This window comes from Pseudomonas kuykendallii (assembly GCF_900106975.1).
Taxonomy (GTDB): domain Bacteria; phylum Pseudomonadota; class Gammaproteobacteria; order Pseudomonadales; family Pseudomonadaceae; genus Pseudomonas_O; species Pseudomonas_O kuykendallii.
This window is the reverse complement of sequence record NZ_FNNU01000010.1, coordinates 1-3,136: the sequence shown is the minus strand read 5'-3', so window position 1 is coordinate 3,136 and position 3,136 is coordinate 1. Positions and strand designations below refer to the sequence as shown.

Genomic DNA, 3,136 nt, shown 5'->3' with positions numbered 1-3,136 from the left:
TGGCGAAGCCTTTTCCACGCGGAGCGGAGGTCCGGGCTACCTCGCTGTTAGCCCTTTATGCCCGTGTTACAAAATGGGTGCGTTACTTGTGCGTTATTCGCGCTATTACTCCCGCCATCGCGCCTGCGCTTTTTATGATCGATGGAAATTGCTTGATGAGGAACAAGCCCGCCGCATATTGCGCATTTGGATGCGGTTTGAATTAGCTCACGCATTAGAAGTCCGGACTTTACCTGTGTCGAGAACTTGGTGGCGGTGACTCCGTCGTAAGGGGTTTCACTTGGCTGTAAGTAGCTGTAAGCGGGATTTTTTACAAGCTCATTGGTTATGGATTCTTCTGTGTGGCCTTGATGGATTAGTCTGATGATATCCTCATAGAAGCTTAGTAAGTGCTTTGATCCTGAGGTCTTTGTTCCGAATTTTCTGATGATTTGGTTGAGTAGGGCTCGGTTGTTTATTAAGTATTCTTCTAGGTTTTTTCTTGCGGAAATAAATTCTGGAAGTCTTTTCTCTTGTTCTAACTTTATTGCCAGCTGAACTATTATTAGTAGCAATATTGATTGTTGTTTTCCTGTCCAGCTATAAAAGTAGACGGCGGGGTGTAGGCCAAGGGATGAGCTGTGGTTGCTCAGAATTAGCTGTGTGACTCGTTTGGTTCGAGTAAGATAGTCAATAGTCTTTTGTCCATTATCATCGTCTGGAGGTGTGTATGAGTTTGTGGAGATACACACAAGGTCATATACCATTCGAAGGGCTGTGGATGAATAGACTGCTCCTCCCAGCGGAAGGTCAAGGCTTTTTATTGGGTATCTAAGCGTTGGGTCAAATATTAATTCATGGATTTCGTTTGCGAGTTTCTCAATTTTTCCTCGGGCCGATTCAGAGAAGGAAGACCAATACTTGTGCCCTGTGCCTTTGCGAATAATTGCTCTGGCTGCAATCGCATTTGGTTTGTTTCGGCTTTTTATTAACTCGAGCTCTTGCGGTGTAATCATCGCCGCCTGTTGATTTATTCGAATGAATGACGACTCCGCTTTGGTTGCGTCGCCTCGAACCCATTGTAATTGGAGAGCCAAGCTGCCGAGCCTTCTTGCTCGAGCCACAATTTCAGGATCAAAGGCATTGGGGTTCTCGATTGCCAGTTTGTGGTCTTCGTAAGAGCCTATCTCTTTATTTATTTGCTCTCTTGTTCTTTGTGCGATTTTTATCTGGTCTTCCGGGATTGAGTTGCTGAAGAAATCGTGCGACTTGCTTCCGTCTCCATAGTCATCTTGAACCCATGAGATTAGAGCGCTGAGTCTGTGCGAGCCATCAATGACGAACAATAAATCTCGGTTTTTCCACAAGATCACCGCGGGTATTAATTCTCCGTCGATAAAGGTCTTGATAAGGTTTGCTACCCTTTTCGGTTCCCATTCAGAAGTTTCTCTCTGGAAATCTGGTTTTCTTAATGCGCCATAGAAGAATGCGCTCTTCTCCAGATCCCTTACTTGGATAGTCTGCTGAATGGGGGCTTCATCACCATCAGTTTGTACTTCGAAATCTTCGCGTTGTACTAATGCGTCCAGATTCACAGTTGACATTGTTCTGCTCCAATAAAAAGCCCCGCACTAAGCGGGGCTTTTTACTTGGCTTCAACCCCAACATCCATGGCAGGTGTTGGGTGAATCTAGCGTGATTTCAAACTGACATCAATCCCAGCTCAACGCCCCCCCAGTCTGATACTCAATAACCCGCGTCTCGAAGAAGTTCTTCTCTTTCTTCAGGTCCATGATTTCGCTCATCCATGGGAACGGGTTGGTGGTGCCTGGGTATTCTTCTTTCAGGCCGATCTGCGAGAGGCGGCGGTTGGCGATGAATTTGAGGTAGTCCTCCATCATCGCGGCGTTCATGCCGAGTACGCCGCGGGGCATGGTGTCCCGTGCGTATTCGATTTCCAGCTGGGTGCCTTGCAGCAGCATCTGGCGGGCTTCGTCCTTCATGGCGTCGTCCCACAGGTGCGGGTTCTCGATCTTGATCTGGTTGATCATGTCGATGCCGAAGTTCAGGTGCATGGATTCGTCGCGCAGGATGTACTGGAACTGCTCGGCGGTGCCGGTCATCTTGTTGCGGCGGCCCATGGAGAGGATCTGGGTGAAGCCGCAGTAGAAGAAGATGCCTTCGAGCACGCAGTAGTAGGCGATCAGGTTCTTGAGGAACTGCTTGTCGGTTTCGACGGTGCCGGTCTCGAACTTCGGATCGGAGATCGAGCGGGTGTACTTGAGGCCCCAGGCGGCTTTCTTCGCGACCGACGGAATCTCGTGGTACATGTTGAAGATCTCGCCTTCGTCCATGCCCAGCGACTCGATGCAGTACTGGTAGGCGTGGGTGTGGATCGCCTCTTCGAAGGCCTGGCGCAGGATGTACTGGCGGCACTCGGGGTTGGTGATCAGGCGGTAGGTGGCCAGCACCAGATTGTTCGCCACCAGCGAGTCGGCGGTGGAGAAGAAGCCCAGGTTGCGCATGACGATGCGGCGCTCGTCCTCGGTCAGGCCGTCCTGGCTCTTCCACAGGGCGATGTCCGCGTTCATGTTCACTTCCTGCGGCATCCAGTGGTTGGCGCAGCCGTCGAGGTACTTCTGCCAGGCCCAGTCGTACTTGAAGGGCACGAGCTGGTTGAGGTCGGCGCGGCAGTTGATCATGCGCTTCTCGTCGACCTGGACGCGGGCGGCGGAGCCTTCGAGGTCGGTGAGGCCTTCGACGATGTCCAGCTCGTCCAGCGCGGCCTTGGCGCGCGCGACGGCTTCGGAGTCATCGGCGGTGACGGCGCGCGCTTCGCTCGCGGCGGCGTCGCCCACGCTGTCGAGTTTCTCCAGGCTCATGTCGGCACCGGCCTGTTGCGGTGCGGTGGCCTTGGCGGCGCCTTCTTCGGGTTTGTCGAATTCGTCCCAGCTCAGCATGGCAGTTTCTCCTGCTTGGACCGGACTGCGCCGGTCGAAAATGTGTACTGCGTTATGTGCACGCAAAAACGTCGAAAATGTGGAGGAGGGCGGCACTGCCATTTCCCTCTCCCCGGCCCTCTCCCATGAATGGGCGAGGGGGTTGAAAGCGGCTCGGCGCCATGTCCGTTGGCGCGAGCGGGTGGAGCGTGTCGCGG

At 52.9% G+C, this 3,136-nt stretch carries 2 protein-coding genes; both read right to left on the bottom strand.

What is annotated here, in order from left to right:
* Positions 1–47: 47 nt before the first annotated feature.
* A complete protein-coding gene (locus BLV15_RS21465) occupies positions 48–1,583 on the bottom strand; it encodes a GmrSD restriction endonuclease domain-containing protein (RefSeq protein WP_090231773.1) in 1,536 nt (511 codons plus the stop codon).
* A 108-nt stretch (positions 1,584–1,691) separates the two neighbouring features.
* Entirely contained in the window at positions 1,692–2,939 is a 1,248-nt protein-coding gene (locus tag BLV15_RS21460) for a ribonucleotide-diphosphate reductase subunit beta (protein WP_090231772.1), read from the bottom strand.
* Positions 2,940–3,136: the final 197 nt, after the last annotated feature.